Source organism: Candidatus Paraluminiphilus aquimaris, from assembly GCF_026230195.1.
GTDB lineage: Bacteria > Pseudomonadota > Gammaproteobacteria > Pseudomonadales > Halieaceae > Luminiphilus > Luminiphilus aquimaris.
This window is the reverse complement of record NZ_CP036501.1, coordinates 134,896-154,087: the sequence shown is the minus strand read 5'-3', so window position 1 is coordinate 154,087 and position 19,192 is coordinate 134,896. Positions and strand designations below refer to the sequence as shown.

General features: G+C 52.9%; 17 protein-coding genes. 11 read left to right on the top strand and 6 right to left on the bottom strand.

Features of this window, described 5'->3' with window-relative positions; all coding sequences use genetic code 11:
- Positions 1–5 precede the first annotated feature (5 nt).
- Entirely contained in the window at positions 6–2,087 is a 2,082-nt protein-coding gene (gene dinG, locus E0F26_RS00720; RefSeq protein ID WP_279242125.1) for an ATP-dependent DNA helicase DinG, read from the top strand.
- A gap of 331 nt (positions 2,088–2,418) precedes the next feature.
- Here the strand turns inward: dinG and E0F26_RS00715 are convergent, their stop codons facing one another.
- The 4 genes from E0F26_RS00715 to E0F26_RS00700 all read right to left on the bottom strand — a co-directional run bounded on the left by E0F26_RS00715 (position 2,419) and on the right by E0F26_RS00700 (position 9,008).
- Complete coding sequence (locus E0F26_RS00715; RefSeq protein WP_279243239.1) at positions 2,419–3,657, bottom strand: ribonucleotide-diphosphate reductase subunit beta; 1,239 nt, start codon at positions 3,655–3,657, stop codon at positions 2,419–2,421.
- Between the two features lie 24 nt (positions 3,658–3,681).
- On the bottom strand, positions 3,682–6,570 hold the full coding sequence (locus tag E0F26_RS00710) for a ribonucleoside-diphosphate reductase subunit alpha (RefSeq protein WP_279242124.1): 2,889 nt from the start codon (positions 6,568–6,570) through the stop codon (positions 3,682–3,684).
- A 333-nt stretch (positions 6,571–6,903) separates the two neighbouring features.
- Positions 6,904–7,809 (bottom strand): ornithine carbamoyltransferase, encoded by a 906-nt coding sequence (gene argF / locus E0F26_RS00705; RefSeq protein WP_279242123.1) that lies wholly within the window; start codon positions 7,807–7,809, stop codon positions 6,904–6,906.
- 11 nt (positions 7,810–7,820) lie between these two features.
- Positions 7,821–9,008, bottom strand: coding sequence for an aspartate aminotransferase family protein (locus E0F26_RS00700; RefSeq protein ID WP_279242122.1), 1,188 nt, complete (start codon positions 9,006–9,008; stop codon positions 7,821–7,823).
- A gap of 95 nt (positions 9,009–9,103) precedes the next feature.
- Between E0F26_RS00700 and grxD the strand changes: the two genes are divergently transcribed.
- On the top strand, positions 9,104–9,427 hold the full coding sequence (gene grxD, locus E0F26_RS00695) for a Grx4 family monothiol glutaredoxin (RefSeq protein ID WP_279242121.1): 324 nt from the start codon (positions 9,104–9,106) through the stop codon (positions 9,425–9,427).
- A 19-nt stretch (positions 9,428–9,446) separates the two neighbouring features.
- Here grxD and bfr read toward each other — a convergent pair whose 3' ends face one another.
- Positions 9,447–9,935 (bottom strand): bacterioferritin, encoded by a 489-nt coding sequence (gene bfr / locus E0F26_RS00690; protein ID WP_279242120.1) that lies wholly within the window; start codon positions 9,933–9,935, stop codon positions 9,447–9,449.
- 136 nt (positions 9,936–10,071) lie between these two features.
- The gene (locus tag E0F26_RS00685) at positions 10,072–10,269 is read right to left on the bottom strand and encodes a (2Fe-2S)-binding protein (protein ID WP_279242119.1); all 198 of its coding nucleotides are present in this window, start codon (positions 10,267–10,269) and stop codon (positions 10,072–10,074) included.
- A 90-nt stretch (positions 10,270–10,359) separates the two neighbouring features.
- On the opposite strand from E0F26_RS00685, the gene E0F26_RS00680 reads away from it, so the two are divergent.
- The 9 genes from E0F26_RS00680 to E0F26_RS00640 all read left to right on the top strand — a co-directional run bounded on the left by E0F26_RS00680 (position 10,360) and on the right by E0F26_RS00640 (position 19,191).
- Positions 10,360–11,616 (top strand): glutamate-5-semialdehyde dehydrogenase, encoded by a 1,257-nt coding sequence (locus E0F26_RS00680; RefSeq protein ID WP_279242118.1) that lies wholly within the window; start codon positions 10,360–10,362, stop codon positions 11,614–11,616.
- Entirely contained in the window at positions 11,597–12,247 is a 651-nt protein-coding gene (nadD, locus tag E0F26_RS00675; RefSeq protein ID WP_279242117.1) for a nicotinate-nucleotide adenylyltransferase, read from the top strand. The genes E0F26_RS00680 and nadD overlap by 20 nt, the downstream gene beginning before the upstream one ends.
- Before the next feature lie 45 nt (positions 12,248–12,292).
- Positions 12,293–12,646 carry a ribosome silencing factor gene (rsfS, locus tag E0F26_RS00670; RefSeq protein WP_279243238.1) on the top strand — a complete coding sequence of 118 codons (354 nt, stop codon included), beginning with the start codon at positions 12,293–12,295 and terminating at the stop codon, positions 12,644–12,646.
- A gap of 2 nt (positions 12,647–12,648) precedes the next feature.
- A complete protein-coding gene (gene rlmH / locus E0F26_RS00665; protein ID WP_279242116.1) occupies positions 12,649–13,110 on the top strand; it encodes a 23S rRNA (pseudouridine(1915)-N(3))-methyltransferase RlmH in 462 nt (153 codons plus the stop codon).
- A gap of 46 nt (positions 13,111–13,156) precedes the next feature.
- Positions 13,157–15,001 carry a penicillin-binding protein 2 gene (gene mrdA, locus E0F26_RS00660; protein ID WP_279242115.1) on the top strand — a complete coding sequence of 615 codons (1,845 nt, stop codon included), beginning with the start codon at positions 13,157–13,159 and terminating at the stop codon, positions 14,999–15,001.
- Positions 14,991–16,139, top strand: a complete 1,149-nt coding sequence (gene rodA / locus E0F26_RS00655; protein WP_279242114.1) for a rod shape-determining protein RodA — start codon at positions 14,991–14,993, stop codon at positions 16,137–16,139. Before mrdA ends, rodA begins: the two co-directional genes overlap by 11 nt.
- Before the next feature lie 66 nt (positions 16,140–16,205).
- Positions 16,206–17,186 (top strand): lytic murein transglycosylase B, encoded by a 981-nt coding sequence (gene mltB, locus E0F26_RS00650; RefSeq protein ID WP_279242113.1) that lies wholly within the window; start codon positions 16,206–16,208, stop codon positions 17,184–17,186.
- A complete protein-coding gene (locus E0F26_RS00645; RefSeq protein ID WP_279242112.1) occupies positions 17,183–17,965 on the top strand; it encodes a septal ring lytic transglycosylase RlpA family protein in 783 nt (260 codons plus the stop codon). The genes mltB and E0F26_RS00645 overlap by 4 nt, the downstream gene beginning before the upstream one ends.
- A 128-nt stretch (positions 17,966–18,093) precedes the next feature.
- Positions 18,094–19,191, top strand: coding sequence for a D-alanyl-D-alanine carboxypeptidase family protein (locus E0F26_RS00640; RefSeq protein WP_279242111.1), 1,098 nt, complete (start codon positions 18,094–18,096; stop codon positions 19,189–19,191).
- Position 19,192: the final 1 nt, after the last annotated feature.

Below are 19,192 nucleotides of genomic sequence, written 5' to 3'. Positions count from 1 at the left end.
TAGCTTTGCTCAGTGAAGACCTACGACAATCTGTCCGTGATGCGTTTTCCAACCTCACTCAAGCCAAGGCTCTAAAGCCACGCTGGGGACAGCGACAAATGATTGCTGAGGTTGCGAACACCTTGGGCGACACGGAGCGATCGCCGTTTTTAGCGATAGAGGCTGGCACGGGTACAGGTAAAACCATCGCTTACACTATAGCGGCATTGCCTGTAGCAAAAGCGCAAGCTAAGACGCTGGTGATTGCGACGGCGACCATAGCACTTCAGGAGCAGCTCATACTCAAGGATCTCCCGGAGATAAAGCGCCATAGTGGCATCAACTTCAGTTACCAGTTGGCGAAGGGTAGAAGTCGCTATCTCTGCTTGTACAAGTTAGATCAGCTCATTCAGGGTTCACCGGATACCCCTATGTTGTCGATGTATCCAGATGAGGCAGAATTGCCCGAAGGCGAGGAGGCTCAGGGGACTTACGACGCCATGTTAATGGCAGTAAGTGACGACAGTTGGGATGGTGACCTTGATAGTTGGCCTGATGCCTTAGAGCCCAGTGTTATCCGCTCAGTGACGACTGATCACTCGCAGTGTTTGGGTCGTCGCTGCCCTCATATTACGGGCTGCAGTTTCTTTCGTGCCAGAGAGGGGTTGGAAGAGGCGGATGTCATCGTGACCAATCACGATCTTGTGCTGTCAGATTTTCGCTTGGGCGGTGGACTCATTCTGTCAGCGCCGGAAGACAGCTTTTACATTTTTGATGAGGGACATCAACTTGCCGAGAAGTGCTTACAGCACTTCGCTTGCTTCGCCCGCAGTGGGAGAACACTGAATAATCTGGCGGAGAGTCAACAGTGGTTCGAGAGCAAGCACACGTTTTTCGTAGAGAATGATGTTCGGCCTGAGTCGCTCGCGGCTATCACGGCGAACCAGACTGATTTACTGCAGTTGACTCGCGACACGTTTGGTTTGTGCTGGTCGCTTTTGAACGACCGGACTGATACCCGCTCAGATTTGCGATTCGAGTTTGGCGTGGTTCAAAGTGAACTCAGAGAGGGCGCGACAGCCCTCCGCGATCTATGGCGAGTCAATCGTCAGCGGCTAAACCCATTTGCGGGTCTTGTTGAAGCCCTACTCGAGGAAGCGGACGCTGACGACAGGGAAACGTGGGAAGCGAGTCTTAATGATCTACAGGTTATGGTTGCCCGCGCGGAGGGCCAAATTGCTCTCTGGGACAGCTATGCAGAATCTGCAGCGCAGGATGGAACACCTTGGGCGCGCTGGATGCGTCATTATGGAGACGAGAGCTCCATTGAGTGTTTTGCAAGCCCCATTTACGCAAGGGATATTTTGTCAGAACACGTGTGGGATCGTGTCTCAGGTGCGGTTATGACGTCAGCAACCCTGACGGCTCTGGGCTCGTTTGAGCACCTAATGCAGCAGACAGGCCTCCCAGAGGACACGAAACTTGCGCGGGTAGAGAGTCCGTTTGACGCCTCACGTGGACGGTTTGTCGTCCCCGATATGCGCAGTAATCCGAGTAACCCGGGCGAACACACCGACGAGCTAATTGAGCGCTTACCTCTGTTGCTCGAAGAGCGACTGGGCACCCTCGTTCTTTTTAGCTCGAGGCGTCAATTGCAAGAGGTTCATGAGGCACTCGAATCCAAGTTTGGTGACTCACTGTTGATTCAGGGGGTAATGAGCAAAGCAGAGATCATAGCTGAGCATCGAAAGCGCATTGATAACAACTTACCCTCCGTCATTTTTGGTCTTGCGAGTTTTGCGGAGGGCGTCGATCTTCCCGGAGAGTATTGCGAGCATGTCATTATTGCGAAGTTACCATTTGCGGCGCCAGATAACCCAATCGATGCGGCGCATGCCGAACTGCTCGAGGCGGAGGGAAGGAACTCCTTTATGGAGCTTACGGTGCCTAGCGCTTCGTTACGATTGCTTCAGGCTTGCGGTAGGTTACTTAGGACCGAAACCGACGAGGGGATCATAACGCTTCTAGATACCCGGATCGCAAATAAACGGTACGGTCGCGCTATCTTAGAGACACTTCCGCGTTTTACATTCGATATTCAGGGGTAGGCAAGGGGGTCCACCTATTTTCACCGCCGCTTTGATCAAGCAGGCGCTGTTGGTGAGGCGGCTTTGGGGTTCGTTAAACCGGTGTCTTATCGCATGATGCCCTGACGTATCGTAGTTAGCTGCCCCTTTCCCGTTGCCCCTGTCCCGTTACCCATTTCCGGGGCTGTAGTAGGCACGTTTATAGAGGGCTCGTAAGCCTCAAGCGGTGAGGCGCTTTGCGGCTCATCATCCACTCAAAGAGTATTCGGCTGAAGCCGAACTGACGAGGGGTCAAATTCTGGGCAAAAAAAAGCCCCACTCGTTGTGGGGCTTAGAGAGACATTCCGCTGTTTTAGTCCCAGCTGAGTGCGCCACCCGTTTGGTACTCGATAACGCGTGTTTCAAAGAAGTTCTTCTCTTTGCGAAGGTCCATGATCTCAGACATCCACGGGAAGGGATTCTGTGCTCCAGGGAATTGCTCTGGAAGACCTAGCTGAGTGAGACGGCGGTTTGCAATGAACTGCAGGTACTCTTCCATCATGCTTGCGTTCATTCCAAGTACGCCACGTGGCATGGTGTCTCTGGCGTATTCAATCTCAAGCGCCGTGCCCTCAAGAATCATTTGAATCGCTTCTTGCTGAAACTCTTCTGTCCACAAGTGCGGATTTTCGAGCTTAATTTGATTGATCACATCGATGCCAAAGTTTAAGTGCATTGATTCATCACGCAGGATGTATTGGAACTGCTCCGCCACGCCTGTCATCTTATTGCGACGACCCATCGATAGAATTTGAGTAAAGCCGCAGTAGAAGAAAATGCCTTCGGTTACACCGTAGAAGCCAATGAGGTTTCTCAGCACTTGCTGATCATCCTCTGTGGTTCCCGTGTTGAAGTTGGGGTCAGAGAGGGCCTGGGTTTTGTCGAGCGACCATGACGCTTTTTTAGCGACAGAAGGAACCTCTCGGTACATGTTAAAGACTTCGCCTTCGTCCATGCCGAGTGACTCGATACAGTATTGGTAAGCGTGAGTATGGATCGCTTCTTCAAACGCCTGCCGAAGCAGATACTGCCGACACTCTGGATTAGTGATTAGCCGATAAATACCCAGCACGAGGTTGTTAGCCACTAGTGAGTCTGCGGTAGAAAAGTACCCCAGCGAACGCATGACAATACGTCGCTCGTCTTCTGTTAAGCCGTCTTCACTTTTCCACGTTGCTACGTCAGCCGTCATGTTGATTTCTTGCGGCATCCAGTGGTTGGCGCAGCCATCCAAGTACTTCTGCCACGCCCAGTCATACTTAAAAGGCACCAGTTGGTTGAGGTCCGCACGACAGTTAATCATGGCTTTCTCATCAACAGAGATGCGCGATGCGCCCATCTCGAGCTCTTCGAGCCCTCGGGTTGCGTCGAGGTTAGCAATCGCGTCGGCTGCAGCCTTTACCTGATCTGTTGCAGCTGTCGACTCGGCTGGCTGCTCGTTAAGTGTTTCAAGCGCCTTGTTGACCACCTCGGGTTGCACTGGTGCTTGTTGTTGTGGTGCCGCAGTAGGGGCTTCGCCCTCTGCTACGTTGTAATCATCCCAATTAAGCATCATTAACTCCTTTGCCTTATTTGGTTACTGACAAGCTTCACAATCTGGATCGTCAAGCGAACACGCCTTTGGTACTGGCGCCGGTTGAACAGGGGCGGCCTCGGCTGCTTGCTGTGATACAGCATTCAACTGCCCTGTATTCACCGTCGACTTCTCGGTGCCGGTCGCCGCTAACGAGCGCAAATAGTATGTTGTTTTTAAACCGCTGAACCAAGCCATTCGGTACGTAACGTCCAGCTTTTTACCACTCGCATTATTGATGTATAAGTTGAGCGATTGGGCTTGATCGATCCACTTCTGGCGTCGACTTGCGCTATCTACCAACCACCGAGGCTCAATCTCAAATGCGGTGGAGTACTTTGCTTTCAAATCAGCCGGGATTCGATCGACGGCTTGTACGCTTCCATCGAAGTATTTGAGGTCATTGACCATCACTTTGTCCCACAAGCCGCGTTCCTTTAAATCGCGCACAAGATAGGGATTGACCACGGTGAATTCGCCGGACAGATTCGACTTCACGTACAGGTTTTGGTAGGTCGGCTCAATAGACTGCGACACGCCGGTAATGTTGGCAATGGTGGCGGTTGGTGCAATGGCCATCACGTTTGAATTGCGCATACCTTGCTGAGCTACCTTACCTCGCAGTGCATCCCAATCCATACTGCTGTCTTGGTTGACCGAGATGTACTCCGAACCTCGTTGCTCGACCAACATGTTGAGCGAATCAATGGGGAAAATACCTTGGCTCCATAGCGAGCCTTCGTAGCTTGAGTAAGCGCCGCGTTCAGCCGCAAGATCCGTGGATGCACTGATCGCAAAATAGCTGATGGCTTCCATCGATTTATCGGCGAATTCAACGGCCTGCTCCGATGCGTAGGAGATATCCGTCTTGTACAGCGCGTCCTGGAAACCCATGAGACCGAGTCCAATGGGTCGGTGCTTCATATTGGAGTTTTCTGACGTTTCGACGGAGTAATAATTAATATCGATCACGTTATCGAGCATGCGGATTGCCGTCGTAACGGTCTTTCGCAGTTTATCGATATTGAGCTCGCCGTTCTCAATATGTTGCGGCAGGTTGACTGACCCCAAGTTACACACTGCAATTTCATCCTTGCTCGTATTGAGCGTGATCTCTGTGCAGAGGTTCGAGGAGTGGACCACACCGCAATGTTGCTGTGGCGAGCGAATGTTGCACGGATCTTTGAAGGTAATCCACGGATGGCCTGTCTCAAAGATCATACCCAGCATCTTGCGCCATAGCGCTTGTGCTTTCATCGTCTTGTATAGCTTTAACTCACCGTTACGCGTCTGCTCTTCGTACTGTGCATAGCGCTCTTCAAACGCGCTGCCATACAAGTCGTGCAGGTCCGGTACGTCGTTGGGTGAAAAGAGCGTCCAATCACCGTCCTCGAACACACGCTTCATGAATAGATCGGGTACCCAGTTTGCCGTATTCATATCGTGCGTACGACGACGGTCATCACCCGTGTTTTTGCGAAGTTCGAGGAATTCCTCGATATCCATGTGCCAAGTTTCGAGGTAAGCACAGACCGCGCCCTTTCGCTTTCCGCCCTGATTGACGGCCACTGCCGTATCGTTGACGACCTTGAGGAAGGGAACGACACCCTGACTCTTACCATTGGTGCCCTTGATGTAAGCGCCTAGCGCTCTCACCGGGGTCCAGTCGTTACCGAGGCCGCCTGCAAACTTGGACAGCATTGCGTTGTCCTGAATCGCACCGTAGATCCCGTGGAGGTCATCAGGCACGGTCGTGAGGTAGCAAGAGCTGAGCTGCGGGCGAAGCGTGCCCGAATTAAATAACGTAGGTGTTGAGCTCATGTAATCGAACGAAGAGAGAAGCTGATAGAACTCGATGGCGCGTGCGTTCTTGTCTTCTTCACGCGTTGCGAGACCCATTGCGACGCGCATGAAAAATAACTGAGGGAGCTCGAAGCGCGTCTCGTCGCTGTGAATAAAGTAGCGATCGTAGAGCGTTTGAAGGCCCAGATAGCTAAATTGTAGGTCACGCTCTGGCAACAAAGCCTCACCCAGCATGTCGAGATCGTATTCAGCGAGGTTCGGTGCTAGAAGCTCAAGCTCGATGCCACGGCTGATAAACGACTTAAGCGCTTGTGGGTAATAGGTTTCCATATCCCCTTGTGTTGCTGAGTCCGCAACGTTGAGGAAGCTCAGGCCCTCGGCGCGCAAGTTATCCAACAGTAAGCGCGCGGCGGCACTGGAGTAGTTAGGCTCTTGCTCGATCATAGTGCGAGCAGTGATGACGAGCGATGTGCTGAGCTCGTGCTCTGTGACACCGTTGTACAAGTTTTTTAGCGCCTCATCGATAATCGCCGCTTCGCTTACATCGGAGAGATCCATGCAGGCTTCAGCAACAATGGTGCGGATGCGCTCGATATCCAGTGGCTTTGAATTGCCGTCAGCGCCTACAACGTTGATGGCGCCCGCTGCCGCCTCTGACTCGGGTGATAATGCTTCCTTCTCGACGCGCGCTTGGCGGCGTGACTCGCGGTAAATAACGTAATCGCGCGCAATTAGGTGCTCGCCTGCTCGCATGAGTGCGAGTTCCACTTGATCCTGAATGTCCTCAATGTGGATGGTGCCACCTGAGGGCATGCGACGCTTAAATGTTCCGACAACTTGTTCGGTCAGTTTTGCAACGGTCTCGTGTATTCGCGAGCTCGCCGCTGCGGTGCCGCCTTCTACTGCGAGAAATGCTTTCGTGATGGCTACTGATATTTTGCTGTCCTCGAAGGAGACCACGGTTCCATTGCGTTTTATGACGCGCATTTGTCCTGGAGCCGTTGCTGCAAGCCGTGTCTGACTTGGTGTGCCCGTTACGGGCGGGGTTGCGGGCGTTTGATTGCCTACGGATTCACTGCCTGTCTGCATGCTGCTGTAACCTCACGTGCGTTTCTGTGGTTAAACGGCCGCTCGATACGTGGTGTCTGTTTTACTGATTTTCACCACATCTTGGGGTCGTTCTTAATTGCACCCCCAAGATAGGGCGGAGAGGGGTGGAATGCAAGCCCCATAAGCTGCGAATTTCCTGTGGATAAGATGTGCTGCCGATCAAAGTTAGTACTAACTCACAAAGCGCCCAGCTTTCACCCGTTATTGCATAAGGATTAGTGATGTATCCGGCGCGAATTATTGCTTAATCGAATGATGGCGGACTGATGTGTTGGTGCGCGGGCTCTCGCGCGAATCTTCTAGGGGAGGGGGTCAGCTCAGCAGAAACTCGATCAATGCCTTTTGTGCGTGGAGTCTATTTTCGGCTTCATCCCATATGACAGATTTTGGATTATCCATGAGGTCTGCTGTGATCTCCTCGCCGCGATGCGCGGGCAGGCAGTGAAAATACAGCGCTTCGGTGTCTGCCAGATCTAAGAGGTCTTGATTCAATTGATAATTCGATAAGGCTTGCTCGCGCATTCGCGCCTCGTCCTCTTGACCCATTGAAGCCCAGACATCGGTCACCAATAAATGTGCACCTTCACTCGCACGTCGTGGGTCGTGCTCAATGGTGGCGTATCCTTGCGCCTTATCCATCAATTTGGCTGATGGTTCAAAGCCCTCGGGGCAGGCGATCTTCAGGTGAAACCCCAAAATTTTGGCGGCATTGATATAGGACTGACACATATTATTGCCATCCCCCAGCCAACAAACCGTTTTCCCCTGAACGTCGCCGCGGTGCTCTATCCACGTTTGCATGTCTGCCAAAAGCTGACACGGGTGATAGTCGTCGGTGAGGGCGTTGATCACAGGAACGCTGGAATGATTTGCAAATAGCTCAACATCGGCGTGGGCAAATGTGCGGATCATGACAATATCGACCATCGATGAAATCACCTTAGCCGTGTCACTGATCGGTTCACCGCGCCCCATTTGCGTGTCATTTGGCGACAGAAACATGGCACTACCGCCCAGCTGTGTCATGCCCGCTTCAAATGAAACACGGGTGCGCGTAGACGATTTTGCAAAGATCATCGCCATTACTTTGCCGGTTAACGCGCCATGCGCCGTGCCATTGCGCTGCAGAACCTTTAGTTCCGACGCGCGCTTAAGCAATGCCAAGAGCTCTTCGCGAGAGAGATCATTCAATGTGAGGAAATGACGAATGCGGCTCATTGTTCGGGCTCCTAAGAATTGCTTTGAGGGTTGTTACCCAGTGTATTGAGAATATCAGCGACATTCTCACCTACGCGCTTGGCTTGATCCGCGTTCATGACCAAAGGTGGTAGTAACCGAATCGTATTACCGCCGGCGACGTTGAGTAAAATCCGTCTGTCCAAGGCCATGCGTACGATGTCGGCCGTTGGCGTACGCGGTTCAATGCCGATCATAAGGCCGCATCCACGAACGTCCTTTACTAGCGTTTCGTCATGTAGCTCGCCATAGAGGCCATTCAAAATCGCGTCTCGGATAATGTCGGCCTGGTCCCATAATTGCTCCGCGCTGAGTGTATTGATGACAGCGCTCGCTGCGGCACAGCAGATTGGGTTGCCCCCGTAGGTCGTTCCGTGGTCGCCGGCGATGAGCAACTCGCTTGCGCGCTCGTTCGTCATACACGCGCCAATCGGGAGACCGTTGCCAAGTCCTTTTGCGGTTGCAAGTACATCGGGGGTGACACCCAGGCGTTGAAAGACATAAAGCGCACCGCAGCGTCCATTACCTGATTGCACTTCATCGAAACTAAGAAGCCAGTTGTGCTCGTCACACAGCGTGCGAGCGCGCTTTAAAAAGTCGGTGTTAAGCGGCCAAATACCACTCTCCCCTTGAATAGGTTCAAGGTGAACCGCGACGACATCCCGGTGGTTTTTAGCAATGTTTTCCAAAGCTTCAATGTCGTTTCGTCCGATGCGAATAAAGCCAGGGAGTAGGGGCTTAAATGCCTCTTGAATCGCAGCGCTTCCGGTTGCAGACAGTGCGCCCATAGTTCGGCCATGAAACGCGCCTTCTATGACCACAATCTTCGGATCTTTTATTCCCTGATTCGCGCCGTGTCGTCTCGCGACCTTGATGGCTGTTTCGTTCGCTTCGGCGCCCGAGTTGCAAAAGAATACTTTCTTCATGCCCGTCAGCTGAGTGAGTTCGGTGGCCAGTCTTTCCTGCTGTGAAATGCCATACAAATTTGAGGTGTGTAGGAGCGTTTCGGCTTGTTCTTTGATGGCCCTCGTGACATTCGGGTGGCAGTGCCCCAAGTTGGTCACGGCGATTCCCGACAGCGCATCGAGAAAGGCGTGTCCATTTTGATCGTACAGCTCAGCGCCGGATCCCGATGCGAACGCCACAGGCAGGCGACCGTAGGTAGACATAATGGCAGACATGTCAGAATTCCAAGTTGGTTTTGCTCTCGATGACCCAGTAGTTTCTGGTAGGATGTCGGCCACAACATTTCACTACGACGTCGCGGAGAGCGTAAATGGACATTATGGAGACCATTAAGGATCAGATCGAGAGCAATCGAGTGATTCTGTACATGAAAGGTTCCCCAAATCAGCCCCAATGTGGATTTTCTGCAAGAACCGTCCAGGCTTTGATGAGTTGCGGTGAGAAATTTGCGTACGTTGACGTCTTAAGTAATCCTGAAATTCGCGCGAATTTACCCACCTACGGAAATTGGCCCACATTTCCGCAGCTATGGGTTGACGGTGAGTTGATCGGCGGTTGCGATATTGTGTGCGATATGGGCGCAAGCGGAGAGCTGAAAGACGTTGTGGTAGGTGAGGGCGGCTCCGAAGCCTGAGCTCGGAGCCCCTCAGGTCTTATCCCTCAGAGGGCTTAACCGTCTTCATTGCTGTCTGCAGGTAGTTTTGTTCGCCGACGCGATCCATGAGGGACAGCTGTGTTTCCAGCCAGTCAATGTGCTCTTCCTCGGCGTCTAAAATACGCTTAGCCAAATCGCGAGACACATAATCACCCACATCTTCGCAACACTTTACGGTTGCCTTGAGATCTTCGTGTGCTACGTGTTCCAGCTGGAGATCACATTCGAGCATCTCTCGCGGTGTTTCTCCGATTCGGAGCTTTCCAAGATCCTGCAAATTGGGAATGCCTTCGAGAAATAAAATTCTCTCGACGAGCTCGTCAGCGTGCTTCATCTCATCGATTGACTCGTGATACTCATGCTCTGCCAGCTCAACAAGACCCATGTCTTTGTACATTTTAGCGTGCAAGAAATATTGATTAATCGCGACAAGCTCGTTGTACAGAATTTTATTGAGATGACGAATGACGTCTGCGTTGCCTTTCATGCGTTGTGTCCTAATGTGGCTTTCTTAAAGGCCCGACTATACCCTACGAGGGGTCGCATTAAAAGCTTAACTTGTTGATTTATAACGAAAAGATAATGGAAACGATTCGCAAACGCAGTCGTATTTAGGCTTGCAGTTAGCTCTGCCGTACCGCTTGGATCTGAACACCGCGACTCATTGCCTCATCCACCAGTGACTCAGCAAAGCAAGAGCACTTGCCGCACTGTGTCGAGCAGCCGGTGGCTCGGCTTACCTCAGCGAACGAACGCGCACCCGCCGCCACTTGCTCGCGGATGGCTCGGTCGGTAACGCCTTTGCAGATACATACATACATTTGATAAACGTAATGCTAATGAGAACTATTGTCAACAATGCATCGTCAGTCTAGCGTATACTTCTGCGTTTTCGGTTTCGGAGCGGTGGATTGACGGTACAGCAGCACATAATAAATCTTGCAACATCCGCAAAGGCTGCGTGCCCAACGATCGCCAATTCGCCTGTGTCTCAGCGAAATGAGGCGCTCACCAAAATTGCTGAAGCGCTTGAAACGTCGAGGGCCGCGCTACTCAAAGCGAATGAGCTTGACCTTGAATCTGCCGCGGACGCTGGGCTGGATGCTGCACTCGTCGATCGGCTCGAGCTCAATGACGCCCGCATTGACGGTATGTTGGATGCATTGAGTATTGTGCGTTCGTTGCCCGACCCGATCGGTGGTATTGAAGACCTCAAGTCGATGACATCGGGAATACAAGTTGGCAAGATGCGCGTGCCTCTGGGGTTGATCGGGATCATTTACGAGTCGCGACCCAATGTCACCATAGACGCGGCGAGCCTGTGCCTGAAATCGGGCAACGCGGTGATGTTGCGGGGAGGGTCTGAGGCGATTCGTTCAAACCTGGTTTTGTCGGACTGTATAAAAAGCGGTCTCAAAGCCGCAGGTTTGCCAGAGGCGGCGGTTCAAGTTGTCGATACAACAGACCGAAGTGCGGTCTCTGCTTTAGTGAGTCTTGAGGGCCTCGTTGATATGGTCGTTCCCCGTGGCGGGAAGGGGTTGATTGAGCGAGTGGCCCGAGAAGCTAAGGTGCCCGTGCTCAAACATCTCGACGGCGTCTGTCATCTTTACATTCACGCTCAGGCCGATCCCGAGATGGCCATTGCTTTGGCGTTAAATGCGAAAACGCATCGATATGGCACCTGCAACACGATGGAAACCTTGTTGGTTGACGAAAAAATGATCGACACGCTCGAGGCGATTGCACAACCGCTGTTGGCAAAAGGTGTGGAATTGCGAGGCTGCGAGGCGACACACAAGGTATTAGCTGAGCGCTGCTCACGGGCATCGGCGCACGACTGGGACGAAGAGTACTTAGCCCCTATTTTGGCAGTCAAAGTTGTTAGCGGTGTTGAGGAGGCCATTTCCCACATAGCCAGACATGGGTCTGGTCACACGGATGGCATCGTCACGAGCTGCCATCAGAGCGCCATGCGTTTTCTCCGGGCGGTCGATTCAAGCTCGGTGATGGTCAATGCGTCGACTCGATTTGCCGACGGCTTTGAATACGGATTGGGCGCTGAAATTGGCATCTCGACCGATAAAATTCACGCGCGAGGTCCCGTTGGTTTGGAAGGACTCACCAGTCAGAAATACATAGTGTTAGGTGATGGTCATATCCGAGCCTAAGCGTCGTATTGGTGTCATGGGTGGGAGTTTCAACCCTGTGCACTGCGGGCACTTGCGCGTAGCGCGTGACGTGAAACAACGACTTGAACTGGATCATATGTTCCTCATGCCGGCAGGGCAGTCGCCCCTTAAGGCCCAGCATTCGGTGAGTGCCCGTCACCGGGTGGCGATGTTGGAGCTCGCAATTGAGGCGTTTCCCGAACTCGAGCTTGATTTAAGAGAAGTTAATCGCGCGGGGCGATCATTCACCGTAGATAGCCTCTCGGCCTTACGTAGAGAGTTTGGTAGTGAGGCGAGGCTCTACTTTGTTATTGGCGACGATTGCTTGGCATCGCTCCATCAGTGGCGGCGATGGAAGGACATAGTTTCTTTTACCAACCTTATTATTGCGAAACGACCAGGGTCATTTCCGCCCCCTGAACATGAGGTGGAAGCGTGGCTGAAATCGACGCAAGTAGATTGCGATATCGTCGGCTCGATGCCCAGCGGTGGGGTTGCCCGCATGGATTGCGCACTCCTCGATATATCGTCAACGCAGCTTCGCAGTGGGCTAGAGGGTCACGACGCGCTGAATCAGGTGATCCCAGAGCCCGTAATAGAGTATATTAGGCACCACCGGTTATACCGCTAATCATTTTCCCAAGAGGCTTTATCTTTGTCGCACGCTAGCACTCCTATGACCGACCTCGTGGTCGATGCACTCGAAGACCTAAAAGCTGTTGATCCAAAAATCTTGGATGTGCGCAGTATTAGCTCGGTAATGGATTATTTAGTTGTTGCGAGCGGAAACTCTTCGCGCCACGTCAAGTCGCTTGCCGATAATGTTGTCATTAAGGCAAAAGAAGCGGGTTGGCCCCCTATCGGCGTGGAGGGGGAGAACGCCGCGGACTGGGTGCTCGTAGACTTAGGCGATGTCGTGGTGCATGTCATGCAACCAGCGGCGCGAAGCTTTTACGACTTAGAGCGATTGTGGTCGGGCGAGGAAGTTCCAGTTCCAATGAACGAAGCCCACTCAGACACCCGGAATTAAGTATGCGCGTGCTCACCGTAGGCACTCGTATGCCTGACTGGGTGAGTTGCGCAGTGGACGAATATGCCAAGCGGATGCCTCGCGAATTCTCCGTTGAGTGGTGTGAGATTCCGGCTTCCAAGCGCTCAAGAGACACGGCAGATAGCCGAATGCTCGAAGAGTATCAGGCTATCGAGCGTCGCCTAAAAGACCAAGAGTCAATCGTTGTCCTCGATGTTGACGGAAAGGCGATATCCACAGAATTCATGGCTGAATCGATGGCATCTTGGCAGGATCAAGGGGTGAAAACGGCGTTTGTTATCGGTGGACCCGATGGGGTTCACCCACAGCTCAAAGCGAAAGCCATTGCCCGGTGGTCACTCGGACGAATCACGCTGCCTCACCCGCTTGTTCGGGTGGTTTTGGCTGAGCAACTGTATCGAGCATGGTCGATTAATGCGGGGCATCCTTACCATCGCGCATAGTTGTTTACTTGCGGTAAGCTTTGATCAGAGGGGGGGGTGACACAAAATGGCACGCCAGCTTAATCAGATGCAGGACTGGGCGCGCGAGACGCGCCTTACACACGGGCGCATTGTGGTGCTCACGGTCCTTATGCTGGCGGTTATGGCCGGGCTTCTTTACCGGTATTTTTATCTTCAGATAATCCAAAACGAGACGTTTCGCGCGCAGTCGGATCGGAACCGAATTGCGGTGCGCGCTGTCGCGCCCACGCGCGGCGTTATTGTCGATCGCGAGGGGCGCCTTGTAGCGGAGAATTTGCCTTCCTTTACACTGGCTTTGACCCCTGAGCGCATTACCGATCTCGATGGCACGTTGGACGCGTTGAGCGAGTTACTTGCCCTGACCCCAGATAACCTCGCGTTATTTTCAGAGACCCGAAAACGAACACGGCCTCTCAGTCCGGTACCGCTTAAATACCGTCTCAATGAGTCGGAGCGCGCCCTCTTAGCGGTGAACAAACATCGCTTTGAAGGTGTGTCTATTCTTTCAGAACTTACTCGCCATTATCCCGAGGGCCCCCTTCTTGGGCATGCCTTAGGTTATGTGGGGCGTATTGGTAAGGATGACATCGCACCTTCGGACACCGAGCAATACCGAGGTATTACACACATTGGGAAGGTGGGCCTTGAGGCTTATTACGAGCAGTGGCTCCGTGGTGAACTTGGTGTCAGTCGGATTGAAACGAATGCGAGAGGGGTAGAGCTTGAGGTTGTTGATCGTATTGAGCCCACGCCAGGGTCTCAGTTAGCGCTGCACCTCGATGTGGCGCTGCAGCGCGTGGCAGCTGAGGCGCTTGGTGATATGCGGGGTGCGGTCGTCGCTATCGATACCCGCTCTGGAGGCGTTCTGGCAGCATTTTCCAATCCCGGTTATGACCCCAATAAGTTTGTCAACGGCATAAGCTTCGGCGACTACGCCTTGCTTCGCGATTCGCGTGACGCACCACTTTTAAACAGGGTGATTCAAGGCCAATACCCGCCAGCCTCGACGATCAAACCAATGCTTGGTCTAGCGGGTTTGAATAGAGGGGTGATCGACGTTGATACCCTAGTCGCTGATCCCGGCTACTACACGCTGCCGGGTGATGATAGGCGCTATAGGGACTGGATTCTGCGTATTCGCGGTACGGGTCATGCGGACTTTATGAACTTGCGGGACTCTATCGCACAATCCTGTGACGTTTACTTCTATGAGTTGGCGAACCGACTGGGTATCGACGCCTTGTCTGATTCGCTCTACGAGTTCGGGATCGGATCGCTAACGGGTGTAGACCTTCCCAGCGAAAAGCGGGGTATCTTGCCTTCAGCTCAGTGGAAAAGAGAGGCGATTGGCAGCAGTTGGTATGGTGGAGAGACCCTCATTGTTGGAATCGGACAGGGATATATGCTGGCGACGCCGCTACAGTTGGCCGTCGCGACGAGCGCAGTGGCAATGCGTGGTACGGCATACAAGCCCCAGTTGGTGGCGTCGATTGCGGGTGAGGTGGTGATTCCCGAGCCACTGTTGTCGGTATCGGCACCGACTGAATATTGGGATGAGATCGTCGCAGGCATGGTAGATACCATATTTGCTCCCAGGGGAACGGCGGCGGGGATGCGGCGAGGTTTGGACTATACGGTTGCCGGGAAGACTGGCACCGCTCAGGTCGTAGGTATCGCCCAAGACGCCACGTATGATGAGGAGAGCTTGTCTGAGTATCAACGAAACCATGGTTGGTTTATCGCGTTTGCGCCCGTTGAGTCGCCAGAGATAGCAATTGCTGTCCTAACGGAAAACAGTGGCGGTGGTAGCTCCGCCTATCCCGTTGCCCGATCCATGCTGGATTATTGGATGACGCGCCATGAGTCATGATTTCGAGCGGGTGTCACAGGTATCTTCGCGAGACCTTGGGTCGCGAATCGCAGTCCTGCGATTTTTACACATCGACCTTTGGTTATTCATCCCGCTCGCTGCTTTAAGTATGGCGGGTTTGGTCGTGCTTTACAGCGCAAGCGGTCAATCAGAAGTCATGATGACAGCTCAAATCCGCAACCTGTTTGTGGCGTTCTTTGTACTCTTGCTCACCGCGCAACTTCGTGTCGAGACACTGAAAATAGTGTCGCCTTATATTTTTGCCATTGGCGTCGCACTTCTCATTGGCGTGGCCTTTTTCGGGGTTGGTGCAAAGGGGGCTCAGCGATGGCTCAATCTTGGGTTTATTCGATTTCAGCCGTCAGAAATTATGAAGGTTGCTATGCCCCTCGCTGTTGCTTGGTGGCTATCGAAAAAAGCGTTACCACCGAGTGCCAAGCCACTTGTGATCGCGGCACTGATGGTTGCGGTGCCCTCGCTACTGATTCTTCGACAGCCCGATTTAGGAACCTCATTACTGGTTGCGAGTAGTGGTCTGGCCGTCATTTACATGGCAGGCATTCAATGGCGATACATTCTGTCGTTACTGATCGCCGCGGTATTGTCAATTTGGCCGGCCTGGGTGTTTGTTTTAAAGGACTACCAAAAGCAACGAGTGCTGACATTGTTTAACCCCGAGTCCGATCGTCTGGGCGCGGGGTGGAATATCATCCAGTCCAAGACTGCGATTGGCTCTGGTGGTTGGGAAGGCTTGGGTTGGACACGAGGGAGTCAGGCTCAGCTCGATTTCCTGCCAGAGGGACACACCGATTTCATTATCGCGGTCTTGGCCGAAGAATTTGGTTTTAGAGGCGTTAGCCTGCTGTTTTTACTTTACGCGGCGATTCTTCTTCGAGGGCTTGCTATCACTTGGAATGCCCAGTCGAGTTTCGCAAGGCTTTTGGCCGGCGCGCTTGTAACGACCTTCTTTTTTGGTCTTGTAGTGAACCTTGGTATGGTTTCCGGACTCTTACCTGTGGTCGGCGTTCCTCTCCCCATGGTGAGCTATGGTGGGACCGCTATGGTGTCTATGATGGTGGCGTTCGGCATTCTGATGGCAATTTCAACGGATAAGCCTGTGACACGCACAATGCGATGATAGGTGCCCTGGCCAATTGAATGAGAGTAAAAAAGATATGTATCCAACGATGTGCAGGAGCGAAGAATGCAGATGATAAATAGCTGGTTAAGAGGCGCCGTCGCCCTTGTGTTTTTCGTGAACTCGATTGGCGCTCTTGCGGATTACCGAGATCACCCTAATGCATCGGTCTTGATCGAGCGGGTAGCCGCTAAGGGTGTGGACAGAGCATGGTTGGAGGCGGCACTGGCTGAGGCAAGCAAGCAAGACAGCATTCTGAAAGCGATTTCTCGTCCTGCCGAGAAAAGTAAGCCTTGGTCCGAGTATCAGGATATCTTCCTCACCGATCGTCGGACGAAAGAAGGCCTGAACTTTTGGCGGGAAAATCGTCAGGCACTGGATCGAGTGAGTGCTGAAACGGGTGTCCCCGCGGAAATCATCGTAGCAATCATCGGTGTAGAGACGTACTACGGACGGATCACCGGCGGCTACCGGGTCATCGATGCCCTAACAACATTGGCCTTTGACTATCCCAGGCGTTCTCCGTTCTTTACCAAAGAGCTCGAAGTATTTTTGACGTTGGCTTACGAGTCTGGTCTCCCACTCACCGAAATGAAGGGCTCTTATGCAGGTGCGATGGGGTTGGGACAATTTATGCCCTCGAGCTACACCGCCTACGCAAAGGATTTTGAGGGTGACGGTGTGATTGATATTTGGCGCAATCCAAATGATGCCGTCATGAGTGTAGCCAATTATTTTGTCGCGCACGGTTGGCGACCGGGAGGCGAGGTGATCGCTGCAGCTGACTTTTCCGGCGACGCGGTCATTTTTGAGGCAGGTTTAAAACCCAAGAAAACACTATCTGAATTGGCCGAGCTGGGTTTAAACGCCCGAGTTGCGGCCACGCCCACAGCCTTGGGGACGCCCATCGAGTTTGAGGGTAAACAAGGTGACGAGTATTGGATAGGTCTTCACAACTTCTATGTCATCACTCGCTATAACCACAGTGCGATGTATGCCATGGCCGTTTACCAACTGAGTCAGTCCCTGCGAGCGCAAATGCTGTGAAGCGCTTTGGGGCAATTGCCTTAATCGCTGTACTTGCGAGCTGCGCCGGTACTGAGCCACGCACTTCGGATTACGAGCCACCTCCCATATCAGCAGGTGCCGTTATTGAGGCCATACCCTCGGCTGATCCCGTGTCAAGGACTGGGAACAAAAGCCCCTACACGGTGCTGGGCAAGCAATATGAGGTTATGTCCTCTGCCAAAGGCTACAGTGAGGAGGGCATTGCGTCTTGGTACGGTATGAAATTCCAGGGCAGGCTCACGTCAAACGGAGAGGTTTTCGACGTTTACAGGGCGACAGCGGCTCACAAATCCCTGCCGCTTCCAAGTTTTGTGCGGATTACTAACCTCGATAATCAGGCGTCGATGATTGTGCGTGTCAATGATCGAGGCCCTTTTGTTGATGACAGACTGATCGATGTGTCTTACGGCGTCGCCGTGCGTTTGGGCTTTGCGGATCAGGGCACTACTCGCGTCCGTATCGACGTTATTGATGTGTCGGGCACGGATGACTGGCGAGAGACTGAGTCCGCAGATTACCGACGCTTGCAACTGGGCGCCTACGAAACTCGAGCGTCTGCCGAGGCAATGGCCACCGCTGTGAGTGAGGTTTTGGGCTCCTCTGTGGCATTGACTGTATCCGAAGTCTCCTCCGGGCAAAGGTTTATTTATAGAGTGCGCTTGGGTCCGGTCACAGGCACTGACAGCGCCGAGCAACTCAGTCTTATCCAATCGACGCTCCGGAATAATGGATTACCAGAGGGGCAGCGATTGCCTTGAGCTATTGTTGGATTGAGTTGATACACTAGCGCCGCAACTGGGTGCAGATAAAAGGTAGGGAAACGATGCGGTTTTGTCATCTAAGGCATTTTTTGGTTCTGTTAAGTCTCGGACTGGCGAGTCCAGGCATGGCGGCGGTACCGCCCGCACCGAAACTGCCAGCTGACGCCTATTTTTTGATGGATGCGACAACGGGACAGGTGCTTGTCGATTATCAAGGTGACCTCTCGCTCCCTCCTGCGAGTCTGACCAAAATTATGACGTCGTATGTCCTGGCGGAGGAGGTCGACTCAGCCCGCGCATCGTTAGACGATATCATTACAGTTAGTCGCAACGCGTGGTCGCAAAATCCGACGTTTCAGGGGTCCTCACTGATGTGGATTGAGCCTGGAAAGCCGGTAAGTCTTGAGGATCTAGAGCGCGGCGTTGTGATTTCGTCAGGTAACGACGCGTCTGTCGCTGTGGCTGAGCACCTTGCGGGTACGGAGTCCAGCTTTGTGGATGTCATGAATCAGATCGCCGCGGATTTGGGCTTGGATAACACCACCTATCGGAACCCGCACGGTTTACCTCATCCTGAGCATCGGACCACCGCGAGAGATCTCGCGAAGCTCTCAGTTGCTCTGATCAATAATCACCCTGACCACTACAAAATTTATAAAGAAAAAAGCTTTACCTATAACGGTATCAAGCAATACAACCGAAACGGTTTACTGCGCACCGACAGCACGGTAGATGGCTTGAAAACCGGCTATACCAGCGAGGCTGGTTACGGGCTTGTCGCCTCGGCAAAACGCGATGATATGCGCTTGGTTTCTGTGGTCTTGGGGAGTGCCACACGGAGGACACGAACGTCTGAAAATGCGAGTCTTCTTAATTATGGGTTCCGATTCTTTCAGAACCTGAGGCCTTTATCTGCTGAGGTTACCTTGGCAGAACCCAAGGTTTGGAAGGGTGCCGCAGACTCCGTGCACGGGGGCGTTCTGGAGTCGGTTGTTCTTACGGTTCCGCGTGAGCGCTCACAAGCAACGATCGAGGTTGTGGTCAATGAGCAGCTTGAAGCACCCCTAAAGCGCGGAGATGAAATGGGCCGCGTCACCGTCACGCGCGACGGTGAAGTGCTGTTTGAAACGCCGCTACTGGTGCTCGATGACGTTGAAAGCGGAAGCTTTTTTAAGCGTCTTATCGATGCCCTGATGTTGTGGTTTCAAAACTTGGTAGGTTGAA